We start from the raw sequence: 23,239 nt of genomic DNA, 5'->3' as shown, positions 1-23,239 counted from the left end.
GGCCGGCTTGCCGCCCCCGCCAACATGCGGACATTTCATTTGCTACAAAACCGGACATTTCTATTTGTCCGCGACAGAATTCTTGAGAAATTACTTGAAGTTGTGCGTGTAAATGTTGTGCAAGACGAACGGCTGCTCGCAGATGATTCGACCCCCGAAATGAAAAAAGCGGCGCCTGACGAATCAGGCGCCGCGTCGCGCTGGGGCCGCTCGGCGCGGCTGTCAGCGTGTCGTCACAGGATGTCGGACGCGTAGTCGGCGAGGCGCGAGCGCTCGCCGCGCGCGAGCGTCACGTGGCCGCTGTGGCCCCAGCCCTTGAAGCGGTCGACGACGTACGTGAGGCCCGAGCTGCCTTCCGTCAGGTACGGCGTGTCGATCTGCGCGATGTTGCCGAGGCAGATGATCTTCGTGCCCGGACCCGCGCGCGTGACGAGCGTTTTCATCTGCTTCGGCGTCAGGTTCTGCGCCTCGTCGATGATCAGGTACTTGTCGACGAACGTGCGCCCGCGCATGAAGTTCATGCTCTTCACCTTGAGGCGCGAGCGGATCAGCTCCTGCGTCGCCGCGCGGCCCCATTCGCCTGCCGCGTCGTCGGTCTTCTGCAGCACTTCGAGGTTGTCGTCGAACGCGCCCATCCACGGCTGCATCTTCTCTTCCTCGGTGCCCGGCAAAAAGCCGATGTCCTCGCCGACGGGCACGGTCGCGCGCGTGACGATGATCTCGTTGTAGCGCTTGTCGTCGAGCACCTGTGCGAGGCCCGCCGCGAGCGCGACGAGCGTCTTGCCGGTGCCGGCCTGGCCGAGCAGCGTGACGAAGTCGATCTCGGGGTTCATCAGCAGGTTCAGCGCGAAGTTCTGCTCGCGGTTGCGCGCGGTGATCCCCCACACGTTGTTCTTGTGGTGGCTGTAGTCGCGCAGCGTCTGCAGGAGCGCCGTCTTGCCGTTCAGCTCGCGCACGAGCCCATGGAACGCGGGCTCGCCGTTTTGCGGTTCGAGGTAGACGAACTCGTTGACGAGCATCGACACGACGAGCGGCCCCGTCACGCGGTAGTACGTGGTGCCCGTCTTCGTGTCCTGCCAGCTCTCCATTCCCTTCGCGTGCTTCGTCCAGAAGTCCTGCGGCAGTTCGCGCACGCCGGTGTAGAGGAGATCCTTGTCTTCGAGGACCTGGTCGTTGAAGTAGTCTTCGGCGGGCAGGCCGAGCGCGTGCGCCTTGATCCGCATGTTGATGTCTTTCGACACCAGCACGACCTGGCGATCCGGCCGCTCGCGCTGCAGCGCGCGCACGACGCCGAGGATCTGGTTGTCGGCCTTGCCTTGCGGCAGGCCTTCGACGGGCTCGATGCTCGTGAGCGTCGTCTGGAAGTACAGGCGGCCGAGCGCCTCGCGGCTGCCGAGGCGCGCGAGCGGAATGCCGGCCGAGATCGGGCCGCCGTCGGCGACGAGCGCGTCGAGCGTGCGGCTCACCTGACGCGCGTTGCGTGCGACTTCCGACATCCCCTTCTTGTGATTGTCGAGCTCCTCGAGCGTCATCATCGGCAGATAGACGTCGTGCTCCTCGAAGCGGAACAGGCTGCTCGGATCGTGCATCAGCACGTTCGTGTCGAGCACGAAGAGCTTTTGCATCTCGATTTCGGCGTCCTTGCGCCCGCGCGTCTTCGCGGCTGCGCGCGGTGCGGCGGCAGCGGTCGCTGCGGGCTTCGTCGCATCGGTCTTCGACGAGCGCGCGACCGGGGCGTTGGGCGCGGCGGGCACCGCCTGCAGCAGCGCGGCGGTTTGCTTCGTCCTGCGTGCGCGCGGCTCGGCGGCGCTTGCGGCTTCCGCCTGTGCGACCGCGCGCAGCGGTGCGGCGGTATTGGCGGCAACCATCATCGGATCGGCTACGTTCGCCGCGTGATAGTCGGCCGCGACGGCGTGAGCGGGGCTCCCGGAGGCGGATTGCTTCGCGGCTTTCGCAGGCCGCGCTTTCGCCTTGTATTCGTCGGGTGGCAGCAGGCTGCCGAGCTTGCTGGGGGGAGTAGGCAAAGGCATGGTGTCCCTCGGGAGGAATCGTGTCGCAGGCATGCGCCGCCGTTCGCATCCTGCGACGCTTGGTGCGTGCAGTTTGCGCGCAGTGGCGCACATGGGTTCGAATCGCCGGTTCGCCTAGATTTCGATCGTCTCCTTGACGCGTTGGACGGCCGGCGCGGATCGGCCGACCCGAAAACCATAAAAAAAGCCGCTCCCCCGAACAGGGACAAGCGGCTCGGCTCTAACCGTCGTGCTGCGCGTCAGATGCGTGGACGCATCGTTTCGACCATCGGCGCAGCTACGAGAAAAATGGGTCGGACAGGCATTCATTGCGGCCCAATATAGCGCGCCTCAAAGCGCTTGTACAGCACTCAGCACGTCGTCGACGTGACCCGGCACCTTCACGCCGCGCCATGCGTGGCGCAACACGCCTTCGCCGTCGATGACGAACGTCGAGCGCTCGATTCCGCGTACTTCCTTGCCATACATTTTCTTCAATTTCATGACACCGAACAGCGTGCAGAGCGTTTCGTCGGGATCAGAAATCAACGGGAACGGCAGTTCGAGCTTCGCCTTGAAGTTGTCGTGCGAACGCAGGCTGTCGCGCGACACGCCTGCGATTTCCGCGCCGGCCTTCTCGAACTTCGGATACAGGTCGCGGAACTGCAAGCCCTCGGTGGTGCAGCCGGGCGTGTTGTCCTTCGGATAGAAGTACAGCACGAGCTTCTTGCCCTTGATGCCCGATAGCGAAAACCCGCCGCCCGTGGCAGGCGCGGTGAAATCGGGAACTTGACGGTCGACTTCGACGGACACGTGTTTCTCCTGTTGTTATGGAAGAGCGCGGACGGCGGGCCGCGCGTGGCGATGCGAGACGGGGGGGGCGGCGGGCGGCTTTCGTTCAGTCGGGCTGAACGATCAGTTCGCCGGAGCGGCCGGGGATTTCGCCCCACGCGACAGGGTACGATGGCAGCGCGGCGCGGTCCAGCGTCGCGTAATAGTCGCCCATCGTCGCGAACGTGTGGCCTTGCGCGCGCCAGCCCGCGAGCAGTTGCTCGAACACGGGCGCGAGCTTTTGTCCTTCGAGTTCCGCGTGCAGCGTGAACACCTGGTCGTGCGGATTGCGTTCGGTGTGCTTGAGCAGATGCGCGGCGACGTTGCCGGTGTCGATGCCGTCGATGCCGAGAATCTCGTCGAGCGTCGGCAGCGTCGTCGGCATCTGTACGTGCGCGAGCGTCTTGCCTTCGACGACGGGCAGATACGGCGAGTGGCCGCGGCCGTCCGACGCGTAGCGCATGCCCCATGCGTCGATCTGCTCGAACGCCGCGTCGTTCATCTGCCAGCCGGCCGCGCCGTGCGTGACGGGCGGCGCGCCGAAGATGTCGATGAAGCGCTCGCGGCTCTTGCGCATCTCGCGCACGGTCCAGTCGCGCGGACGTTCGCGAACGTTGTCCTGCCAGTACACGTGATCCCACGTATGGATCCCGCATTCGAAGCCGGCTTCGTGGATCGCACGCATCTCGGCCGTCGCGCGACGGCCGATGTCGGGGCCGGGCAGCAGCACGCCGTACAGCAGCTGCTTGACGCCGTAATGCTCGACGACCGACGTGCGCGACACCTTCTTCAGGAAGCCCGGCCGCAGCACGCGGCGCATCGCCCAGCCGGTGTGATCCGGGCCGAGGCTGAAGAGGAACGTCGCGCGCGCGGTGAAGCGATCGAAGATGCGCGCGAGGTTCGGCACGCCTTCGCGCGTGCCGCGCAGCGTGTCGACGTCGATCTTGAGAATGATGCGAGCCAAGCGATGATGCCTCTTTAGCCGTGCTGCTCGACGAGCGCGCGCGCGTCGGCGACGTGGCCGCGGTACGCCTCGAAGATCTGGCGCAGCGCGTCGTCGAACGTGAACTGCGGCGCCCAGCCGAGCTCCTGCATCGTGTTCTCGATTTTCGGCACGCGGTTCTGCACGTCCTGATAGCCGTTGCCGTAGTACGCGCCCGACGTCGTCTCGACGAGCTTCACGTGCTTCGCCGAATCCGCGTACTCGGGGAATTCCGCCGCGAGCTCGAGCATCTTGTTGGCGAGTTCGCGCACCGAGAAGTTATTGTTCGGATTCCCGATGTTGTAGATCTTGCCGGTCGCGATGCCGTTCAGATTCTCGATGATCTTCATCAGCGCGCTGATGCCGTCGTCGACGTACGTGAACGCGCGCTTCTGCGAGCCGCCGTCGACGAGGCTGATGTTCTCGCCGCGCACGATGTGGCCGAGGAACTGCGTGACGACGCGCGAGCTGCCTTCCTTCGGCGTGTAGATCGAGTCGAGGCCCGGGCCGATCCAGTTGAACGGACGGAACAGCGTGAAGTTCAGGCCTTCCATCCCGTAGCCCCAGATCACGCGGTCCATCAGCTGCTTCGAGCACGCGTAGATCCAGCGCGGCTTGTTGATCGGGCCGTAGGTGAGGGCGGACGCGTCCGGGTCGAACTGCTCGTCGGCGCACATGCCGTACACCTCGGACGTCGACGGAAACACGAGGTGCTTGCCGTACTTGACGGCCGAGCGCACGATCGGCAGGTTCGCCTCGAAGTCGAGCTCGAACACGCGCAGCGGCTGCTTCACGTAAGTGGCGGGCGTCGCGATCGCGACGAGCGGCAGGATCACGTCGCACTTCTTCACGTGATACTCGACCCACTCCTTGTTGATCGTGATGTCGCCTTCGAAGAAATGCATCCGCTCGTGCTTGACGAGATCGCCGAGCCGGTCGGTCTGCATGTCCATGCCGAACACTTCCCAATCGGTGGTTTCGAGAATGCGCTTCGACAGGTGATGGCCGATGAAGCCGTTCACACCCAGGATCAGGACTTTTTTAGCTTTCATGAATGACGGGAGGAATGAATGAACTGAGCGAATTCCGTCGGGGAAACCACGGTTTCGCCGCCGTCGCGCTGTCGGCGCAGTTCGAGAATGGAGACGGCGCGGCTGTCGCCGCAAACGCCGAACAGCGCATTATCGCTTACGTGCAGGCCCGGCGGCAAATCGACGGCCGCGCGTGCGGCAGCCGAGCCGGGGGCCGCGAGGCGCGCGCGCGCGATCACGAAGCGCGCGCCGTCGAGGTCGGCGAACGCGCCCGGATACGGCGGCGCGACCGCGCGGATCAGGTTGTAGACTTGCGCGGCGGACTGCGACCAATCGATGCGGCCGTCTTCGGGCTTGCGCCCGCCGTAGTAGCTGCCTTGCGACAGATCGTTCGGCAGGTGTGGCGCCTCGCCCGCGATCAGCGCGGGCAGTACGCGCCAGAGCGTCTGCTCGGCCGCGACCGTGACCTTGTCGAACACTTGCGCGGCGGTGTCGTCGGGCAGGATCGGCACCGAGGTCTGGCCGACGATCGCGCCCGCGTCGGGCTTCGCGGCCATCTCGTGCAGCGTCGCGCCCGTTTCGGTCTCGCCGTTCAGCACCGCCCAGTTCGTCGGCACGCGGCCGCGGTACTTCGGCAAGAGCGATCCGTGCATGTTGTACGCGCCGCGCGCGGCGAGCGCGAGCAGGTCGGCGGGCAGCATGTGCCGGTAATAGAACGAGAAGATGAAGTCTGGCTTCGCGCTCGCGACCGCTTCGCGCACTTCGGCGCGCTTCGGATCGGCGGGCGTGACGACGGGAATCCCGTGCTCGGCCGCGACCGACGCGACGCTGCCGAACCAGATGTTCTCGGTCGGGCTGTCCTCGTGCGTGACGACGAGCGCGACGTCGACGCCGCGCGCGAGCAGCACCTGCAGGCAGCGGACGCCGACGTTGTGATACGCGAAGACGACGGCGCGCGGCTTCATCGCGCGGCCTCGCGGCGCTCGATCGGCAGCGTGACGCCGGGCTTGCCGTCGCGCGCCTCGAGCACGGTGTGGATCAGGTAGCGCGGTCGCGCGCGGACCTGTTGATAGATTCGTCCGATGTATTCGCCAAGCAGGCCGAGCGCGAAGATGATCACGCCGAGCAGGAAGAACGTGATCGCGAAGAGCGTGAACACGCCTTGCACTTCCGCGCCGACGATGAAGCGCCGCACGACGAGCAGCACGAAGAGTCCGGCCGAGCCGAGCGACAGGATCACGCCGATGAACGACAGCCATTGCAGCGGCACGACGGAAAAGCCCGTGACGAGATCGAAGTTTAGGCGGATCAGGCTGTACAGCGAGTATTTCGATTCGCCCGCGAAGCGCTCTTCGTGCGCGACCTCGATTTCGGTCGGGTTTTGCGCGAACGTGTACGCGAGTGCGGGAATGAACGTGTTCACCTCGCCGCAGCGGTTGATCGTATCGATGATGTGGCGGCTGTACGCACGCAGCATGCAGCCCTGGTCGGTCATCTTGATCCGCGTGATGCGCTCGCGCAGCCGGTTCATCGCGGCCGACGCCTTGCGGCGGAACAGGCTGTCCTGGCGCTGCAGCCGGATCGAGCCGACGTAGTCATAGCCTTCGCGCATCTTCGCGACCAGCTTGCCGATTTCTTCGGGCGGGTTCTGCAGGTCGGCGTCGAGCGTGACGACGATCTCGCCGCGCGACTGCTCGAAGCCCGCGAGGATCGCCATGTGCTGGCCGTAGTTGCCGTTCAGGAGCACGACGCGCGTCGTGTCCGGACGCACGCGGAACTGGTCGGCGAGGAGGGCAGCCGAGCGGTCGCGGCTGCCGTCGTTGACGAGGATCACTTCGTACGACGTGTCGAGCGCGTCGAGCGCCGGGTAGAGCCGCGCGAAGAGCGCAGCGAGTCCGGCTTCCTCGTTGTACACGGGGATGACGATCGAGACTTCAGGATTCGTCGCGCGTGTTTCAGGGTGACTCATGTCCGCTTATTTTCCGTATTGTTCGCAAATCTGGTTGACGGCGTCGACGACCCGTTGCACGTCCTCTCCGCTCATCTGCGTGAAGAGCGGCAGCGTGACGGTCGTCGCGCCGAAGCGCTCGGCGTGGGGGAACATGCCCTCCTTGAAGCCGCGTGCGCGGTACAGCGTGAAAAGATGAATGGCCGGGTAATGGACGCCCGAGCCGATGCCGCGCTGCTTCAGCTGCTCCATGAATTCGCCGCGCGAGATCGACAGCTTCTCGATCGGCAGCGTGATCTGGAACATGTGCCAGTTGCCGTTCTCGAAGTCCGCGACGGGCAGCCCGACGCCGAGCGCGAGCGCCGGACCGCCCGCGAACGCGTCGAAATACCGGCGCGCGAGCGCGCGCCGCGTCGCGTTGAAGCGTTCGAGGTGCGGCAACTGGCCGAGGCCGACGCGCGCCGCGACATCGGTCAGATTGTACTTGCCGCCGAGCACGTCGCAGTCCATGCCGTCATGGCCCGTGCGCGTGATTCCCTGCAGCCGGTATTTCTGCGCGAGCGCCGCCTCGGCTTCGTCGTTGAGCACGAGCGCGCCGCCTTCGATCGACGTGATGTTCTTGTTCGGATGGAAGCTGAACGACACGATGTCGCCGAGTGCGCCGATGCGCTGGCCTTTCCAGGTCGAGCCGAGCGCCTGCGCGGCGTCCTCGATCACGCGCAGGCCATGCGCGCGCGCGATCGCGTAGAGGCGATCCATGTCGACGGGCAGGCCCGCGAGATAGACCGGAATGATCGCCTTCGTGCGCGGCGTGATCGCCTTTTCGATGAGGTCGAGATCGAGGTTGCGCGTCGCGGGATCGATGTCGACGAACACGGGCGTCGCGCCCGTCTCGAGGATCACGTTGCTCGTCGCGACCCACGACGCGGGTGTCGTGATCACTTCGTCGCCGCAGCCGACGCCCGCGATCCGCAGGCCGATCTCGAGCGTCGCCGTGCCCGAGTTGAACACGCGCACGGGTCGCCCGCCGCAGAATTCGGACAGCGCGGCTTCGAAGCGCTGGCACTGCGGGCCGGTCGTGATCCAGCCGGAGCGCAGCACGTCGGCCACGCCCTGAATGGTCTCCTCGTCGATCTCGGGTTTGACGAACGGCAGGAAAGGAACGGAAGTCTGGCTCATGTAAGCTTCGCTCGTTGTCGTGTGAAAGGAGTCGGGCGCTGCCCGACACGCGCATTTAACACCGGCTGCCGAAACGGGTGCGTCACTTTTTGTCGGTGCACCCGACGTGCGTCATGCGCTTCGGCCGCGTGCGGCCGCGTCAACTGCGCGCGAGCACGAACACGCCGATCAGGATGATGCCGATGCCGACGAGGCGCTGCACCGACAGCACCTCGCCGAACAGGTACCACGCGGCGAACGCGTTGACGACGTAGCCGAGCGACAGCATCGGATACGCGACCGACACGTCGACCCGGGACAGCCCGACGATCCACACGACGACGGAGAGCACGTAGCAGCCGAGGCCGCCGATGATCGGCAATTGGGTCGCGATCTTGAAGCCGATCGGCACAATGTTCGCACGGGTGAATTCGAAGTGTCCAACGGCGCGCACGCCGGCCTTCAGCAGCAGTTGCGCGCACGCGTTCAGCATCACGCCCGTGACGATGCAAAAGAGGGAGACGGGATTCATCGATTCGCGTCCTTCGGTATCAGGGTTGCGGCTTTTCGACGACGACGCGCCGGTTGTCTTGTGCGACCACGCGCATCGGCAGGCCCGCCTCCGACAACTGCCTGTAGCGGTCGGGCGACATCAGCGCGAGCGCGTACCGATCGGCGCGCCAGCGCGCTTCCCACTCGGCGACGGTCGGAATCCACTTGTCCGGCTCGACCGAGATGCCGAATGAGAGCTCGTCCTGGCGCGCGACCATGATCGTCGTGTGGCGGACGTAGAAGGGCAGCGTGTGGTCGAGCGTCTCGACCGAATAGAACGGCGTGTCGGGCGGCAGCTTCGCGAGCTCCGCGCGGATCGCGGGCGCGAGGAGCGCGCCCGAGCTGTAGCGGCCGAACGTGTCGTGACCGGTGCCGCCGATCGTGCCGAGCAGCAGCCAGCCGGCGCCGAACGCGAGCGCCGCAGCGGCGATGCCCGCACGGCCGCGGCGATTGAGCCACACGGCGACGAGCGTGAGCGCGAACGCGACGGCGAGCGCCGCGTACACCCACTTCTGGAACGCCAGGTACTGCACGTTCGGCGTGCGCGCGTCGCCGAGCCGCGCGAGGAACAGCGTGCCGAACGCAGCGGCGACGAGGAACACCAGATAGCCGAACAGATGGCGGCGGAACTGCTCGCGCGACACGAGCGGCAGATACGCGCCGATCATCAGCGCGAGCGCGGGCGCCACGGGCAGCACGTACGAGATCAGCTTCGAGTGCGACGCGCTGAAGAACACGAAGATGAACGCGCTCCAGACGATCAGCACGAGCATCGGCGAGAAACCGTTCGGCTGGCGCGGGATGCGCAGCGCGTGGCGGATGCTCTGCACGCTGACGGACAGCCACGGCAGGAAGCCGATGAGGAGCACCGGCACGAAGTAGTAGATCGCGCCGGGGCGGTTCTGCTCGGGCGTTAGGTAGCGCCGGAACTGCTGGACGATGAAGAAGAAGTTGAGGAACTCGGGGTTGCGCGACTGCACGAGCACGAACCAGGGCGTTGCGATCGCGAAGAAGATGGCGAGGCCGCTCACGAGGTAGAGGCGTTTCCACAGCGCCCAGTCGCGCGACACGAGCGTGTAGAGGACGAGCACGGCGCCCGGCAGGATCAGGCCGATCAGGCCCTTCGACAGCACTGCGAGCGCCATCGACGCCCAGCAGAGCCACATCCAGCCGCGCTCGGCGCGCTTCCCGATGCCGGGCCGCTGCGCGAGGAGGAGCGAGCACAGCGTGACCGTCATCCACAGCGACAGCCCCATGTCGAGCGCGTTGAAGTGGCCCATCAGGTTCCAGTACGGCGACGTCGCGAGCACGAGCGCGGCGAAGAAGCCCGCGCGCGGGTTGAACACGCGCGCGCCGGTGAAGCCTGCGACCAGCACGCCGGCGAAGCTCGCGAGCGCGGTGTAGAGGCGCGCCTGCCATTCGCCGATGCCGAACCACGCGAACGTGAGCGCGTTGAGCCACGTCTGCAGCGGCGGCTTCTCGAAATACTTGTAGCCGTTGTAGCGGGGCGTGATCCAGTCGCCCGTCGCGAACATCTCGCGGGCCATTTCGGCGTAGCGGCCTTCGTCGCTCGGGATCAGGTGGCGCAGGCCGAGCGGCGCGAACCAGACGACGGCGAGCGCCGCGACGAGAATGAGGAGCGCGGCGCGATTGAGCGAGAAGGACGCTGCGGGATTGAGCGGTAGCCTCGACGGCATATCGTTCATAGATTCGTATTGAGTTTGTAAGATTGGATCGGGCGGATTGCGGCTGTCGTCCGCGGCGAGCGGGGCGCGGCGCGAAACGGGACGCAAAGCGCCGCAGGGTGTTTTAGCGCAGGGCGGCTTAACGTTCGCTTAACGTTCGATCAGCAGCGCCGCGGCGACCTTCCGGCCTTCGGCCATCAGGATGTTGTACGTGCGGCAGGCGGCCTGGAAATCCATCGTTTCGACGCCGATCCGCTGCGCGGTGAGCTGTGCCGTCAGGCGCGGGTGCGGAAAGCGCAGCCGCGCGCCGCTGCCGAAGATCACCACCTCGGGCTGAGGCTTGAGCAGCATCGCGAACAGCTCGGGCGTGAGCGCGTCGAATGACGCGACGGGCCATTCGACGACGGGCGCGCCCGGCAGCACGATCACGCTGCTTTCGTGGCGCCGCAGGTTGATGTCGACGTAATCGGGGCCGTAGCCGGTGACGGTGTTGAGCGTGTTGCTCGGGTCCTGGTGTAATTTCAAATCGGTTTTCCGCGGTGTCGAAAAGGGCCGGAGCGAAGGCCGCGTCGGCGCGGCGATCCGGCCCCGAACGGGGCGGGCCGCCAGCCGCGATGCGCGCGGCCGTCGTGGCGGACGCTGCCGCGCGGAGGCCGCGGCCGGATTGGTGCATTGCGAAAGTCGGCCAAAATCCGCTAAATTATAACTTTTTAGCCGCTCCCGGGCGGCGTTTCTGTCGCGCGCCGCCACAAGCCGCGCCCGGCAGCCGCAAGAAGCCATTCCTAGACAGCGCGCTACCGGCCGCTCTCCAGTTTTGATCCCCGCTCCCCAGGCCCGCCAGGCATTACCCAGGAACGTGTCCGCCGTGAAACCAATTCAGAAGTCGAACAAGCTGCTCAACGTCTGCTATGACATCCGTGGCCCGGTCCTCGAGCACGCGAAGCGTCTCGAGGAAGAGGGGCACCGAATCATCAAGCTGAATATCGGCAATCTGGCGCCGTTCGGCTTCGATGCGCCGGACGAGATCATCCAGGACATGATCCGCAATCTGCCGACGTCGTCCGGCTATTCGGACTCGAAGGGCGTGTTCGCCGCGCGCAAGGCGATCATGCATTACACGCAGCAAAAGGGCGTGAAGGGCGTTGGGCTCGACGACATCTACATCGGCAACGGCGCGTCCGAGCTGATCGTGATGGCGACGCAGGCGCTCCTGAACGACGGCGACGAGGTGCTGCTGCCCGCGCCCGACTATCCGCTGTGGACGGCGGCCGTGAGCCTGTCGGGCGGCACGCCCGTCCATTACGTCTGCGACGAATCGAACCGCTGGATGCCCGATCCCGACGACATCCGCCGCAAGATCACGCCGAACACGAAGGCGCTCGTCGTCATCAATCCGAACAACCCGACGGGCGCGCTCTATTCGGACGAATTGCTGCTCGAGCTGATCGCGATCGCCCGCGAGCACGGCCTCGTGATCTTCGCCGACGAGGTCTACGACAAGATCGTCTACGACGGCCAGTCGCACACCGCGCTCGCGTCGCTTGCCGAGGACGTGATCACGGTCACGTTCAACAGCCTGTCGAAGAGCTACCGGTCGTGCGGCTATCGCGCGGGCTGGATGTCGGTCGCGGGTCTCACGGACGAGAACCGCCGCCGCGCGAACGACTACCTCGAGGGCCTCGGCATCCTGTCGTCGATGCGTCTCTGCGCGAACGTGCCCGGCCAGTACGCGATCCAGACCGCGCTCGGCGGCTATCAGAGCATCAACGAGCTGATCGTGCCGAGCGGGCGTCTCTACAAGCAGCGCGAGCTCGCGTACGACATGCTCACGTCGATCCCGGGCGTGTCGTGCGTGAAGCCGGAAGCGGCGCTCTACATGTTCCCGCGTCTCGATCCGAAGCTTTATCCGATCGAGAACGACCAGCAGTTCATCCTCGAGCTGCTGCTGAAGGAGCGTGTGCTGCTCGTGCAGGGGACAGGCTTCAACTGGCCGACGCCGGACCATTTCCGCGTCGTGTTCCTGCCGAACGTCGACGACCTGACCGATTCGATCGAGCGGATCGCGCGCTTCCTCGACGGCTACCGGAAGCGCCACTCGGCATGACCGGGCGCGTTCCACTTTTTTCACTCAATAGATCACACGCAGCATGGAACCGATCAAAGTAGGCCTGTTGGGCTTCGGCACGGTAGGCGGCGGCACCTTCAAGGTGCTGCGCCGCAACCAGGAGGAAATCAAGCGTCGCGCCGGGCGCGGCATCGAGATCGCGCGCGTCGCGGTGCGCAATCCCGCGAAGGCGCTCGCCGCCCTCGACGGCGACGCGAACGGCGTGTCGATCGGCGACGATTTCAACGCGGTCGTCGACGATCCGTCGATCGCGATCGTCGCCGAGATGATCGGCGGCACGGGCCTCGCGCGCGAGCTGGTGTTGCGCGCGATCGCGAACGGCAAGCACGTCGTGACGGCCAACAAGGCGCTCCTCGCGGTGCACGGCACCGAGATCTTCGAGGCCGCGCGCGAGAAGGGCGTGATGGTCGCGTTCGAGGCGGCCGTCGCGGGCGGCATCCCGATTATCAAGGCGCTGCGCGAAGGCCTGACCGCGAACCGCATCCAGTACATCGCCGGCATCATCAACGGCACGACGAACTACATCCTGTCGGAAATGCGCGACCGCGGCCTCGATTTCGCGACCGCGCTCGCGGCCGCGCAGGAGCTCGGCTACGCGGAAGCCGATCCGACCTTCGACATCGAGGGGGTCGACGCCGCGCACAAGGCGACGATCATGAGCGCGATCGCGTTCGGCGTGCCGGTGCAGTTCGACCGCGCGTACGTCGAAGGGATCAGCAAGCTCGCCGCGACCGACATCCGTTACGCGGAAGAGCTCGGCTACCGGATCAAGCTGCTCGGCATCACGCGCCGCACCGAGCGCGGGATCGAGCTGCGGGTGCATCCGACGCTGATTCCGGCGAAGCGCCTGCTCGCGAACGTCGAGGGCGCGATGAACGCGGTCGTCGTGCACGGCGACGCGGTCGGCACGACGCTCTATTACGGCAAGGGCGCGGGCGCCGAGCCGACGGCGTCGGCCGTCGTCGCCGATCTCGTCGACGTGACGCGCCTGCACACGGCCGATCCCGAGCACCGCGTCCCGCATCTCGCGTTCCAGCCGGACAGCCTGTCGAACACGCCGATCCTGCCGATCGAAGAGGTGTCGAGCGGCTACTACCTGCGCCTGCGCGTCGCCGACGAGACGGGCGTGCTCGCCGACATCACGCGCATCCTCGCCGATTCGGGCATCTCGATCGACGCCCTCCTGCAGAAGGAATCGGAGCAGGTCGACGACGCGAACGGCGAGACCGACATCATCCTGATCACGCACGAGACGATCGAGAAGAACGTCAACGCGGCGATCGCGCGCATCGAATCGCTCGAGACGGTCGTGTCGAAGGTGACGAAGCTGCGCATGGAAGCGCTCAACTGAGGACGACATGAATTACATCTCCACGCGCGGCGCCGGCATCGGCGAGCGCCACACGTTCTCCGACATCCTGCTCGGCGGCCTCGCCGCCGACGGCGGGCTCTATTTGCCCGCCGAGTATCCGCGCGTGTCGGCGGACGAGCTCGCGCGCTGGCGCGCGCTGCCGTACGCGGATCTCGCGTTCGAGATCCTGTCGAAATTCTGCGACGACATCCCCGCCGACGACCTGCGCGCGCTCGCGCGCAGCACGTACACGGCGGCCGTCTACTGCAACGCGCGCCACGGCGGGAACGCGGCCGACGTCACGCCGCTCACGACGCTCGGCGTCGAGAACGGCGCGCCGCTTGCGCTGCTCGAGCTGTCCAACGGCCCGACGCTCGCGTTCAAGGACATGGCGATGCAACTGCTCGGCAATCTGTTCGAGTACACGCTGGCCAAGCACGGCGAAACGCTCAACATCCTCGGCGCGACGTCGGGCGACACGGGCAGCGCGGCCGAGTACGCGATGCGCGGCAAAGAGGGCGTGCGCGTGTTCATGCTGTCGCCGCACCAGAAGATGAGCGCGTTCCAGACCGCGCAGATGTACAGTCTGCAGGATCCGAACATCTTCAACCTCGCGGTGAAAGGCGTGTTCGACGATTGCCAGGACATCGTGAAGGCCGTGTCGAACGATCACGCGTTCAAGGCGCAATACAAGATCGGCACGGTCAATTCGATCAACTGGGCGCGCGTCGTCGCGCAGGTCGTCTACTACTTCAAGGGCTACTTCGCGGCGACGAAGCGCAACGACGAGCGCGTGTCGTTCACCGTGCCGTCAGGCAACTTCGGCAACGTCTGCGCGGGCCACATCGCGCGGATGATGGGCCTTCCAGTCGAGAAGCTCGTCGTCGCGACGAACGAGAACGACGTGCTCGACGAGTTCTTCCGCTCGGGCGCGTACCGCGTGCGCAGCGCGGAGAACACGTATCACACGAGCAGCCCGAGCATGGACATCTCGAAGGCGTCGAACTTCGAGCGCTTCGTGTTCGATCTGCTCGGCCGCGATCCGGCGCGCGTCGTCCAGCTGTTTCGCGACGTCGAGGAAAAGGGCGGCTTCGATCTCGCCGCGAGCGGCGATTTCGCGCGCGTCGCCGAGTTCGGCTTCGTGTCGGGCCGCAGCACGCACGAGGACCGGATCGCGACGATCCGCGACGTGTTCGAGCGCTATCGGACGACGATCGACACGCACACGGCCGACGGTCTGAAGGTCGCGCGCGAGCATCTGCAGCCGGGCGTGCCGATGATCGTGCTCGAGACCGCGCAGCCGATCAAGTTCGGCGAGACGATTCGCGAGGCGCTTGGGCAGGAGCCTTCGCGGCCGGCCGCGTTCGACGGGCTCGAGGCGTTGCCGCAGCGTTTCGAAGTGGTCGACGCGAGCGCGCAGCAAGTGAAGGACTTCATCGCCGCGCATGCGGGCGCGTGACGCCCGGGCGGGCGTGGCGGCGGGGGGGCAGCCGTGCCGCTGGCTTCGCCTGGCGGGCGGCGGCCGCGTCGGTCGCGATGCGCGCGGCGCGCAGGCAGCGCGGGTGCGAGGGAAAAAGCCGGCGGGTGCGACGCTCTGACGCGCGGCGCTTCGCAGCGTGCCTTCGCTCGATGCCGGTCGGGTGCCGAAAGGCACTGAAAAAAGCCGCGGCGCGAATTCATCGGATCACTTTCGGATGAACTCGCGTCGCGGCTTTTTCGTTCGTGTTCGCTGCTCGACCTGTCGATTGGCGTATTGTTTGGGTGGATTCCGGTTGCGCAACGAGCGCGGCTGATCGCGCCCGCAATCGCCTTCCCGCGATGGCGACGCGCTCCGTTTTTCGATGGACGAACGCAGCGGGCCATCACGCTCGCGACGCACGGCCGCTGCACTCGATCGAATCGATCCGATTCGATCGTCCACACCCGCGCGGAGCCGTCGCTACAATGTCGGCATCCGGTCAAAATTTCAATCGACGATGTCCCACCCTAATACCCAGACGCCGCGCGCGCCGATGCTGTCGACGGCCGACGCGCTCGCGGCGCTTCTCGCTGCCGCACGTCCGCTCGCCGAAACCGAGACGGTCGCGACGCTCGATGCGCTGAACCGCGTGCTCGCGGCCGACGTCGTGTCGCCGCTCGACGTTCCTCCGATGAACACGAGCGCGATGGACGGCTACGCGGTGCGTGCCGCCGACCTGACGCGCGGCGAGCGGCGCCTCATGGTGTCGCAGCGGATTCCGGCGGGCCACCCGGCCAAGCCGCTCGAGCCGGGCACGGCCGCGCGCATCTTCACGGGCGCGTCCGTGCCGGCCGGCGCGGACGCGGTCGTGATGCAGGAGCAGACGGAGGCCGCGGGCGACCAGGTGGACATCCTGCACACGCCGGCGGCGGGCGAGTGGATCACCGCGCAGGGCGCGGACATCCGCCGCGGTTCGGTGATCCTGCCGGCCGGCACGCGGATGACGCCGCAGGCGATGGGGCTCGCCGCGTCGGTCGGCTGCGCGTCGCTCGCGGTCGCGCGCCGCGCGAAGGTCGCCGTGTTTTTCACAGGCGACGAGCTGACGATGCCGGGCGAGCCGCTCGAGCCGGGCGCGATCTACAACTCGAACCGCTACACGCTGCGCGGGATCCTCGAGCGGCTCGGCTGCGACGTGACCGACTACGGGATCGTTCCGGACCGGCTCGATGCGACGCGCGCGGCGCTGCGCGAGGCGGCGCGCGAGCACGACGTGATCGTGACGAGCGGCGGCGTGTCGGTGGGCGACGAGGATCACGTGAAGCCAGCGGTCGAGGCGGAAGGGCGGCTCGCGCTGTGGCAGATCGCGATGAAGCCGGGCAAGCCGCTCGCGTTCGGCGCGATCAGGCGCGGCGGTGCGGCCGGCGCGGGTGACGCTACGGCCGCGGCGAACGACGCGAACGACGGTGAAGCCTATTTCATCGGTCTGCCGGGCAACCCCGTGTCGAGCTTCGTCACGTTTTTGCTGTTCGTGCGGCCGTTCCTGCTGCGCGTCGCGGGCGCGACGCAGGTCGCGCCGCGCGCGGTGTCGCTGCGCGCCGATTTCACGCAGAACAAGGCCGACCGTCGCAACGAATTCCTGCGCGCGCGCGTGAACGCGGCGGGCGGGCTCGACCTGTTTCCGAACCAGAGCTCGGCCGTGCTGACGTCGACGGTGTGGGGCGACGGCCTGATCGACAATCCGCCGAACCACGCGATCAGCGCGGGCGAGACGGTGCGTTTCATTCCTTTTTCCGAATTGCTCGGCTGACGCCGGGCGGTGTTGTGACGATGAAGATCGAACTGAAGTTTTTTGCGGGCGTGCGCGAAGCGCTCGGCGTCGCGAGCGAGACGGTGACGGTGCCGGACGGCGTCGCGACGGTGGGCGACGTGCGCGCGTGGCTGCGCACGCGCGGCGGTGCGTGGGCGGAGGCGCTCGCCGAGGGCCGCGCGCTGCGGATGGCGTGCAACCACACGATGACGGACGCCGGCGCGCGGATCACCGACGGTTGCGAAGTCGCGTTCTTCCCGCCCGTGACGGGCGGCTGAGCTTTGCATGCGACCAGAGTAAGCGCTCAAGCGCTAACACTGCTCGACAGGAGGCGGCAATGGTGACGGTACGGGTGCAGACGGACGACTTCGACGTCAGCACGGAGATCGCGGCGCTGCGCGCGCGCAATCCGAAGGTGGGTGCGGTCGCGTGCTTCGTCGGCACGGTGCGCGACCTGAACGACGGCGAGCAGGTCGACACGCTCGAGCTCGAGCACTATCCGGGGATGACCGAGAAGGCGCTCGCCGCGATCGCGGACGACGCGATCGCGCGCTGGCCGGGCATCGACGTGGCGATCGTCCACCGCGTCGGCAAGCTCTATCCGCTCGACCAGATCGTGTTCGTTGCGACCGTATCCGCGCATCGCGGCGACGCGTTCGCGTCGTGCGAGTTCGTGATGGACTACCTGAAGACGCAGGCGCCGTTCTGGAAGAAGGAGAAGACGCCCGCGGGCGAGCGCTGGGTCGACGCGCGCAGCGTCGACGATGCGGCGCTCGCGCGCTGGGGCGTCGAATCGGGGAACGCGAAGTAATCGTCGTAGGCGCGGTGCCGCCCGATCGGGCTTCGGCGGGGGCAGCATCGCTTCGTCCGTCGCGAAGGGGCGGGCAAGCTTGATTTCGAGCGTCCGGAGCGGTTCCGCGGACGATCGATCGCCAATTTTCGGGCGTCACGACACTACGCGGCGGCGGAATCTGAGCTCGGGTGCTCGTGATTGCGTCGATATTGAAGTTTAAACGTCAGGCTCCGGCAGGAATTTTCGCTTCTTCCTTTCCCTTCTTCGGCGCGCTGCGCGGTCGTTTCGAGCGAACCCGGAACCGGCGGCCGGCCCGTTCGCTCACGCGTCGTCGTGCGCCGCGCGGCCGATGATTTTCGCCGGAAACGGCTCGCCGCGCGGCCGGCGCGCATCTGCGTCGTCGTCCGCGGGCCGCTTCGGCGCGATCAGGTCGAGGATGGCCTGCTGCTCGGCCGGAATCCGGTAATCCCAGCCGAAGCGGCTCAATTGCAGGCTCTGCGCGATCCGCAGCGCGGGCTCCATGAAGCGCACGGCCGCCGCGGGTTCGTAGCGCGCCTCGACGGTCTTCAGGAACAGCGTGAGCCAGCGGCTGAAATGCGCGGGCTCGAGGCCGTCGAGCGGCTGGTGTGCGGCCTGCACGTTGCCGCGGTAGCGCTTCGTGCCGAGCACGAGGCTCGACCAGAACTCGCCCATTTTCGGCAGATGTTCGTCCCAGCGTCCGGCGAGCTTTTGCTCGAATACGGGACCGAGAAGGGCATCGTCGCGCACGCGTTCGTAGAACGCGTCGACGAGCGCACGAATGTTCTCCGGGGTCGGTTCGGCGGCGCGTGTCGCCGCAGCGGCGACAGTGGAGATTTCGGAAGAAGCGTGGGTCATTTAAAAAAAGGGCCGGGTAACACGGCAGCACGGGCATGCGATTTTGTCGCACAATAATAAACGGCCACCTTCTCAATAAAAGTGCTGACAGCTTGCATCTTATGATGCGGTCGTCGGATCGGCAATGGCAGACGCGTTTTTCGCGTGGGCGCCGATCGCACTGACACAACATCCATTTCGTAATGAGACTAACCGACTACACCGACTACTCTTTGCGCGTCATGTTGTTCCTCGCGGTCCGGGGCGAGGGCTTGTCGACGATCCAGGAGATCTCGGATGCCTACGGCATTTCCAAGAACCATTTGATGAAAGTGGTGCAGCAACTCGGCGAGCTCGGTTGGATCGAGACGGTGCGCGGCCGCAACGGCGGCTTGCGCCTGAACGCGCAGTCCGCCACGCTGACGGTCGGCGAAGTCGTGCGCAAGACCGAAAACGATTTCGCGCTCGTCGGCTGCTTCGCGGACGAATCCGAGTCGCATCGCAGCTGCGTGATCCAGTCGGCATGCCGGCTCAAGGGCGTGTTCGCGGCCGCTCGCGACGCGTTCTTCGCGGAGCTCGACAAGCACACGATCGGCGAGCTCTCGCAGCCGGCATCGCAGCTTGCCGCGCTGCTCGGTCTCACTCCCGTGCGGATCGTGCCTGCGGCCGAGCTCCGCGTGCCGGTGACCGTCGCCGGCTGACGCCGCGCGGCGCATTCCCGACGCTTCTTTCGTGCGCGCCGCCGCGTCGCCGCCGCGTCGCCGCCGCGCGTGTTCTCGTTGCCGTCACGCGCCCGCGTGACGCGTCCCTTTGCTGTGCCTCAATAAAAAACCGGCTTGAAAGGCGGATAACCATCCTCATTTGGTTGCTATTCGCAATGGAGGTCTCATTCATGAGAATCGACAAGCTCACCACCAAATTCCAAGAGGCGCTCGCGGACGCGCAAAGTCTCGCCGCCGGGCGCGACAACCAATACATCGAACCCGTTCACGTGCTCGCCGCGCTGATCGCGCAGCAGGACGGCTCCGCGCGCGCGCTGCTGTCGCGCGCGGGCGTGCACATCCAGGCGCTGCAAGGCGCGCTCAACGAAGCGATCTCGCGCCTGCCGCAGGTGACGGGCACGGGCGGCGACATTCAGGTCGGCCGCGAGCTCGCGAGCCTCCTGAACCAGGCCGACAAGGAAGCGCAGAAGCTCAACGACACGTTCATCGCGAGCGAGATGTTCCTGCTCGCCGTCGCCGACGACAGGGGCGAGGCGGGCCGTCTCGCGCGCCAGCACGGGCTCACGCGCCGCGCGCTCGAGTCCGCGGTCGCCGCGGTGCGCGGCGGCTCGCAGGTGCACAGCCAGGATGCGGAAAGCCAGCGCGAGGCGCTGAAGAAGTACACGGTCGACCTGACCGAGCGCGCGCGCGCGGGCAAGCTCGATCCCGTCATCGGCCGCGACGACGAGATCCGCCGCTCGATCCAGATCCTGCAGCGCCGCACGAAGAACAACCCGGTGCTGATCGGCGAGCCGGGCGTCGGCAAGACGGCGATCGTCGAAGGGCTCGCGCAGCGGATCGTCAACGGCGAGGTGCCCGAGACACTGAAGGGCAAGCGCGTGCTGTCGCTCGACATGGCCGCGCTGCTTGCGGGCGCGAAGTATCGCGGCGAGTTCGAGGAGCGCCTGAAGGCGGTGCTCAACGACATCGCGAAGGACGAAGGCCGCACGATCGTCTTCATCGACGAGATCCACACGATGGTCGGCGCGGGCAAGGCCGAAGGCGCGATGGACGCGGGCAACATGCTGAAGCCGGCGCTGTCGCGCGGCGAGCTGCACTGCATCGGCGCGACGACGCTCGACGAATATCGCAAGTACATCGAAAAGGATGCCGCGCTCGAGCGCCGCTTCCAGAAGGTGCTCGTCGACGAGCCCACCGTCGAGGCGACGATCGCGATCCTGCGCGGTCTGCAGGAGAAGTACGAGCTGCACCACGGCGTCGAGATCACCGACCCGGCGATCGTCGCCGCGGCGGAGCTGTCGCATCGCTACATCACCGACCGCTTCCTGCCCGACAAGGCGATCGACCTGATCGACGAAGCGGCGTCGAAGATCAAGATGGAAATCGATTCGAAGCCCGAAGAAATGGACAGGCTCGATCGCCGTCTGATCCAATTGAAGATCGAGCGCGAAGCGGTGAAGAAGGAGCAGGACGAAGCGTCGCAAAAGCGCCTGCAATTGATCGAAGAGGAAATCCAGCGGCTCGAGCGCGAGTACGCGGATCTCGAAGAGATCTGGACGGCGGAGAAGGCGGCCGTGCAGGGCAGCGCGCAGCTGAAGGAAGAGATCGACAAGGTGCGCGCCGACATCACGCGGCTGCAGCGCGAAGGCAAGCTCGAGAAGGTTGCGGAGCTCCAGTACGGCAAGCTGCCGCAGCTCGAGGCGCGCCTCAAGCAGGTCACGCAGGCGGAGGAAAGCGAGCAGCACAACCCGACGCGGCCGCGTCTGCTGCGCACGCAGGTCGGTGCGGAGGAGATCGCCGAGGTCGTGTCGCGCGCGACGGGCATTCCCGTGTCGCGGATGATGCAGGGCGAGCGCGAAAAGCTCCTGCACATCGAAGAGAAGCTGCATGAGCGCGTCGTCGGCCAGAACGAGGCGATCAACGCGGTCGCCGACGCGATCCGCCGCTCGCGCGCGGGCCTGTCCGATCCGAACCGTCCGTACGGCTCGTTTCTGTTCCTCGGCCCGACGGGCGTCGGCAAGACCGAGCTGTGCAAGGCGCTCGCCGGCTTCCTGTTCGATACCGAAGAGCATCTGATCCGCATCGACATGAGCGAGTTCATGGAGAAGCACAGCGTTGCGCGGCTGATCGGCGCGCCGCCCGGCTACGTCGGCTACGAGGAGGGCGGCTATCTGACCGAAGCCGTGCGCCGCAAGCCGTATAGCGTGATCCTGCTCGACGAGATCGAGAAGGCGCACCCGGACGTGTTCAACGTGCTCCTGCAGGTGCTCGACGACGGCCGGATGACGGACGGGCAGGGGCGCACCGTCGACTTCAAGAACACGGTGATCGTGATGACGTCGAACCTTGGCTCGCAGTTGATCCAGGCGATGTCGGGCTCGTCGCAGGAAGAGATCAAGGACGCGGTGTGGGGCGAGGTCAAGCAGCATTTCCGCCCCGAATTCCTGAACCGGATCGACGACGTCGTCGTGTTCCACGCGCTCGATCGCAGCAACATCCAGTCGATCGCGAAGATCCAGCTCGCGCGTCTGCACGAACGGCTCGCGAAGCTCGACATGGAGCTCGACGTGTCCGAGTCGGCGCTCGAGCAGATTGGCAAGGTCGGCTACGATCCGCTCTTCGGCGCGCGGCCGCTCAAGCGTGCGATCCAGCAGGAGATCGAGAATCCGGTCGCGAAGCTCATTCTCGCAGGCCGCTTCGGTCCGAAGGACGTGATTCCGGTCGACGTGCGGGACGGCAAGTTCGTGTTCGAACGCGTCGTGCATTGATCGCCGCGTTCAGGCCGGGCGAGTCGGCGTTTCATCCGGCTCGCAAAAGCAAACACCCCGCGTGAGCGGGGTGTTTTTGGTGCGCCCAGCATGGGCGCACTTATATGGACGCCTCCCGGTTTGCCAGGTGATATTCGTGTTCGGCGGCCACCCGTGCCGCTTTGTCGCGGCACCAGACCCAGGAATGCCGCAAATTCGCGCCCAGAGCGAAACATGCAGGCATCGCCGATTGTGGCCACGGCGGCGGTGGCGCTAAGCAGGCCGACGCCGGGGATGGCTGTGAGGCGCGTGGCCGCTTCGTTTTGTCGCTGCCAAACAGTCAATCTGCGTTCGATCTCGGCGATGTCCTTCGTGAGCATGCCGATGCGATGCAATTGCTCGCGCAGGGTATCGATCACCATCGCCGGCAGCGTATCGGCCAACTGCCCGAGCGCTTGCTCAGCTTCTCGCAGGCTATGTCGACCGGCCGACACGGCAACGCCGAATTCGTAGAACCGCCCGGTGCGGACCCGCATGCCGGGTGGTGTGGGAGGGGATCGGCTAGGTCACTGGCCGCCCCTATCCCGATTACGGGGAATCGATGAGAGCAAGCCCGACCGAAGTCGCTAGCTACGCGGGTAGCGAGGTGGCCCTGGCGTCGTCGCTGACGCTGACCGACATCGGCGTCATCGTGGGTATCGTGACCGCAGTGGCCACGTTCACCCTCAACGCTATCTACATGTACCGCAAGGACAAGCGGGAGGAGCGCGAGTCGTTGGCGCGCCTTCATGAACTGGAGACGCACGATGGCTAACGTGCCGAAGAAGACGCTCGCTGGAGTTGTGGGGGCCGCTACTGCGGCCCTTTTGCTTTCTATCGTCCCGAAGTTCGAGGGCGAGGTGCTGGTCGCACGCGCCGATCCGATCGGGATCATCACGGCGTGTAACGGCGACACGAAGGACGTGCGCGCCGGCCAGCGCTTCACGCCGGAAGAGTGCCGCGCGCGGCTCGAGCAACGGCTGATCGAACGCGCCGAGCCGGTGCTGAAGTGCACCCCTGTCCTGAATGGGCACACGTACCAGCTCGCGGCCGCGGTGAGCTTTGCTTAGAGACGGTTTCATAAAGACTGGTCGGCCCGCCGAAGGGTATTCCAGCAGATCAGGCAGCAACCGAGTTTGAGGAAC

The 23,239-nt window shown here is 66.2% G+C and carries 21 protein-coding genes and 3 pseudogenes; 12 read left to right on the top strand and 12 right to left on the bottom strand.

All coding sequences use genetic code 11. The features are described 5' to 3' along the window. A partial coding sequence (locus tag WS69_RS34680; protein WP_231747124.1) for a hypothetical protein occupies positions 1-255 on the top strand: 255 nt, incomplete at its 5' end. On the opposite strand, the gene WS69_RS12065 is transcribed toward WS69_RS34680, so the two are convergent. Further along, complete coding sequence (locus WS69_RS12065) at positions 234-2,030, bottom strand: PhoH family protein (RefSeq protein WP_059471004.1); 1,797 nt, start codon at positions 2,028-2,030, stop codon at positions 234-236. The two genes, WS69_RS34680 and WS69_RS12065, sit on opposite strands and share 22 nt — an antisense overlap. Here WS69_RS12065 and WS69_RS30850 point away from each other — a divergent pair. After that, positions 1,914-2,167, top strand: a pseudogene (locus WS69_RS30850) (hypothetical protein). The gene WS69_RS12065 and the pseudogene WS69_RS30850 overlap by 117 nt on opposite strands. 193 nt (positions 2,168-2,360) lie before the next feature. Here the strand turns inward: WS69_RS30850 and WS69_RS12060 are convergent. The 9 genes from WS69_RS12060 to WS69_RS12020 form a co-directional block, all read right to left on the bottom strand. Continuing rightward, a complete protein-coding gene (locus WS69_RS12060) occupies positions 2,361-2,822 on the bottom strand; it encodes a peroxiredoxin (protein WP_059471003.1) in 462 nt (153 codons plus the stop codon). Positions 2,823-2,907: 85 nt separating this feature from the next. After that, positions 2,908-3,804 carry a polysaccharide deacetylase family protein gene (locus WS69_RS12055; protein ID WP_059471002.1) on the bottom strand — a complete coding sequence of 299 codons (897 nt, stop codon included), beginning with the start codon at positions 3,802-3,804 and terminating at the stop codon, positions 2,908-2,910. Between the two features lie 14 nt (positions 3,805-3,818). Beyond that, positions 3,819-4,874: a bifunctional UDP-4-keto-pentose/UDP-xylose synthase gene (locus WS69_RS12050; RefSeq protein WP_082716137.1), complete on the bottom strand. Its 1,056-nt coding sequence runs from the start codon at positions 4,872-4,874 to the stop codon at positions 3,819-3,821. Then, positions 4,871-5,818 carry a formyltransferase gene (locus WS69_RS12045; protein WP_059471000.1) on the bottom strand — a complete coding sequence of 316 codons (948 nt, stop codon included), beginning with the start codon at positions 5,816-5,818 and terminating at the stop codon, positions 4,871-4,873. The genes WS69_RS12050 and WS69_RS12045 overlap by 4 nt, the downstream gene beginning before the upstream one ends. Further along, positions 5,815-6,822: a glycosyltransferase gene (locus WS69_RS12040; RefSeq protein ID WP_059470999.1), complete on the bottom strand. Its 1,008-nt coding sequence runs from the start codon at positions 6,820-6,822 to the stop codon at positions 5,815-5,817. Before WS69_RS12040 ends, WS69_RS12045 begins: the two co-directional genes overlap by 4 nt. A gap of 6 nt (positions 6,823-6,828) precedes the next feature. Continuing rightward, positions 6,829-7,980, bottom strand: a complete 1,152-nt coding sequence (locus tag WS69_RS12035; protein ID WP_059470998.1) for a DegT/DnrJ/EryC1/StrS family aminotransferase — start codon at positions 7,978-7,980, stop codon at positions 6,829-6,831. 139 nt (positions 7,981-8,119) lie between these two features. Further along, positions 8,120-8,491 carry an SMR family transporter gene (locus tag WS69_RS12030; protein ID WP_004192320.1) on the bottom strand — a complete coding sequence of 124 codons (372 nt, stop codon included), beginning with the start codon at positions 8,489-8,491 and terminating at the stop codon, positions 8,120-8,122. Between the two features lie 19 nt (positions 8,492-8,510). Continuing rightward, positions 8,511-10,217: a glycosyltransferase family 39 protein gene (locus WS69_RS12025; protein WP_059470997.1), complete on the bottom strand. Its 1,707-nt coding sequence runs from the start codon at positions 10,215-10,217 to the stop codon at positions 8,511-8,513. A gap of 129 nt (positions 10,218-10,346) precedes the next feature. After that, complete coding sequence (locus WS69_RS12020) at positions 10,347-10,721, bottom strand: Mth938-like domain-containing protein (RefSeq protein WP_059470996.1); 375 nt, start codon at positions 10,719-10,721, stop codon at positions 10,347-10,349. 340 nt (positions 10,722-11,061) lie between these two features. On the opposite strand from WS69_RS12020, the gene WS69_RS12015 reads away from it, so the two are divergent. The 6 genes from WS69_RS12015 (at position 11,062) to moaE (ending at position 17,749) form a co-directional block, all read left to right on the top strand. After that, the gene (locus WS69_RS12015) at positions 11,062-12,300 is read left to right on the top strand and encodes a pyridoxal phosphate-dependent aminotransferase (RefSeq protein ID WP_059471006.1); all 1,239 of its coding nucleotides are present in this window, start codon (positions 11,062-11,064) and stop codon (positions 12,298-12,300) included. Between the two features lie 43 nt (positions 12,301-12,343). Further along, positions 12,344-13,672 carry a homoserine dehydrogenase gene (locus WS69_RS12010; RefSeq protein ID WP_059470995.1) on the top strand — a complete coding sequence of 443 codons (1,329 nt, stop codon included), beginning with the start codon at positions 12,344-12,346 and terminating at the stop codon, positions 13,670-13,672. Positions 13,673-13,679: 7 nt separating this feature from the next. Next, positions 13,680-15,131 carry a threonine synthase gene (gene thrC / locus WS69_RS12005; RefSeq protein ID WP_059470994.1) on the top strand — a complete coding sequence of 484 codons (1,452 nt, stop codon included), beginning with the start codon at positions 13,680-13,682 and terminating at the stop codon, positions 15,129-15,131. Positions 15,132-15,684: 553 nt separating this feature from the next. After that, the gene (locus WS69_RS12000; RefSeq protein ID WP_442854898.1) at positions 15,685-16,938 is read left to right on the top strand and encodes a molybdopterin molybdotransferase MoeA; all 1,254 of its coding nucleotides are present in this window, start codon (positions 15,685-15,687) and stop codon (positions 16,936-16,938) included. 20 nt (positions 16,939-16,958) lie between these two features. Then, the gene (moaD, locus tag WS69_RS11995; RefSeq protein WP_059470992.1) at positions 16,959-17,216 is read left to right on the top strand and encodes a molybdopterin converting factor subunit 1; all 258 of its coding nucleotides are present in this window, start codon (positions 16,959-16,961) and stop codon (positions 17,214-17,216) included. A 59-nt stretch (positions 17,217-17,275) separates the two neighbouring features. After that, positions 17,276-17,749, top strand: a complete 474-nt coding sequence (gene moaE / locus WS69_RS11990) for a molybdopterin synthase catalytic subunit MoaE (protein ID WP_059470991.1) — start codon at positions 17,276-17,278, stop codon at positions 17,747-17,749. Positions 17,750-18,052: 303 nt separating this feature from the next. Here the strand turns inward: moaE and WS69_RS11985 are convergent, their stop codons facing one another. Beyond that, complete coding sequence (locus WS69_RS11985) at positions 18,053-18,607, bottom strand: group III truncated hemoglobin (protein ID WP_059470990.1); 555 nt, start codon at positions 18,605-18,607, stop codon at positions 18,053-18,055. A 182-nt stretch (positions 18,608-18,789) separates the two neighbouring features. Between WS69_RS11985 and WS69_RS11980 the strand changes: the two genes are divergently transcribed. Together WS69_RS11980 and clpB are read left to right on the top strand one after the other, a co-directional pair. After that, entirely contained in the window at positions 18,790-19,287 is a 498-nt protein-coding gene (locus WS69_RS11980; protein WP_059470989.1) for an Rrf2 family transcriptional regulator, read from the top strand. A gap of 191 nt (positions 19,288-19,478) precedes the next feature. Further along, a complete protein-coding gene (clpB, locus tag WS69_RS11975) occupies positions 19,479-22,076 on the top strand; it encodes an ATP-dependent chaperone ClpB (protein WP_059471005.1) in 2,598 nt (865 codons plus the stop codon). Positions 22,077-22,213: 137 nt separating this feature from the next. Here the strand turns inward: clpB and WS69_RS34675 are convergent. Beyond that, positions 22,214-22,435 (bottom strand): annotated as a pseudogene (locus tag WS69_RS34675) (transposase); the annotation flags it as partial. Positions 22,436-22,656: 221 nt separating this feature from the next. Here WS69_RS34675 and WS69_RS11970 point away from each other — a divergent pair. Next, positions 22,657-22,869: an HP1 family phage holin gene (locus WS69_RS11970; protein WP_059470988.1), complete on the top strand. Its 213-nt coding sequence runs from the start codon at positions 22,657-22,659 to the stop codon at positions 22,867-22,869. After that, positions 22,862-23,161, top strand: a pseudogene (locus WS69_RS11965) (glycoside hydrolase family protein); the annotation flags it as partial. The gene WS69_RS11970 and the pseudogene WS69_RS11965, both read left to right, overlap by 8 nt. Between the last annotated feature and the right edge of the window lie 78 nt (positions 23,162-23,239).

This window comes from Burkholderia sp. BDU5, assembly GCF_001522845.1.
In the GTDB taxonomy this organism is placed as follows: domain Bacteria; phylum Pseudomonadota; class Gammaproteobacteria; order Burkholderiales; family Burkholderiaceae; genus Burkholderia; species Burkholderia mayonis.
This window is presented reverse-complemented; position numbering and strand designations above follow the sequence as displayed.